The sequence below is a fragment of the Corallococcus praedator genome, from assembly GCF_003612125.1.
Classification (GTDB): Bacteria; Myxococcota; Myxococcia; order Myxococcales; family Myxococcaceae; genus Corallococcus; species Corallococcus praedator.
Map to the genome: position 1 here is coordinate 1 of NZ_RAWI01000774.1, position 1,080 is coordinate 1,080.

Annotated in this window: 2 protein-coding genes; both read right to left on the bottom strand. The window is 64.6% G+C overall.

Annotated features, from left to right (window positions below; translation table 11 throughout):
- Positions 1-9 precede the first annotated feature (9 nt).
- Positions 10-639, bottom strand: coding sequence for an IS630 family transposase (locus tag D7Y13_RS41650; RefSeq protein ID WP_120586205.1), 630 nt, complete (start codon positions 637-639; stop codon positions 10-12).
- Entirely contained in the window at positions 537-968 is a 432-nt protein-coding gene (locus D7Y13_RS49105) for a helix-turn-helix domain-containing protein (RefSeq protein ID WP_120538474.1), read from the bottom strand. Before D7Y13_RS49105 ends, D7Y13_RS41650 begins: the two co-directional genes overlap by 103 nt.
- Positions 969-1,080: the final 112 nt, after the last annotated feature.

The following is a 1,080-nucleotide window of genomic DNA, read 5'->3' on the forward strand; positions in this document are numbered from 1 at the left end:
CCACGGTGATCACGGCGGTTGAGGCGGGTAGCCGCAGTAGGCGAACCAGGCCGCTGCGTCCTGTGGCCGCACGGTTGCGAGTGCCTCTCGCATCGCTTCGCGGAGGGCCACATGCGTGCGGGCGCCGATGGCCCGCATCCGCGTCTTTACTTTCAACCAGCACGACTCGATGGGGTTGAGTTCTGGGCTGTAGGGCGGCAGGAAGAGAAGACTCGCCTTGCGACTGCGAATGAGTTGCTCGACTGCCGGTCGGTGATGGGGGCTGAGGTTATCCATGACAACCACGTCGTGAGGTTTGAGGATGGGTAGAAGTCCCTCACGGACGTAGGTTTCGAAACGTTCGCTGTTGGTGGCGCCCTCAAAAGTCAGTACCGGCCCCACTCCTTGGAGCGTCAGGTCCCCTATCATCGTGACTTGTTGGCGACGGCCCAGGGGCACGTAGCCGCGAGCGCGCTGCCCACGTCGAGCACGCCCATACCGGCGCGTCATGGTGAGGGTCGCGGCAGTCTCGTCGATGAAGTGGAGGCGCGCGGGCTTCAGTTGGGCGGCCGTAGCCAGATACCGCCTGCGGGCCCGGCGATTCTTCGCCAGCCTCCGCTCGGAGGCGAGGAGTGACTTTTTTTGCGCGTATAGCCTAATCGGCGGAAGGCACGTCCCATGGTGGCGCGGCTCACCCTCACACCCGTTTGCTTGGCGTAAGCATCCGCGATTTCCTGGGTCGTACTGTCGGGCGCGGCATCCAGCAACCGCTTCACCTTGCCCAGTTGCGAATCCGGGATGCGGAAGAAGGGCCGAGGGCCCGGGCGCTTTGGCGCGATGGAGCCGGTTCGCTTCCAGCGGCCAATGAGGCGATCAACCGTCGCGACCCCTACTCGAAACCGCTTGGCGAGCTCTCCCCAGGACTCCTCTCGTGTCAGGTGCGCGTCGAGTATCCGCTGCCGCAAGTCCATCGAAAGTGGTGCGCCCATGACCTCAATCTATGGGCTCTGGCGCGCTCGCCCTTGCTCGTCACGCATGGGATGGGCCCACCGAGGGCTACGCCCTGCGCCTGCCTCGATCCACGTTCGTGAGCACCGTCGT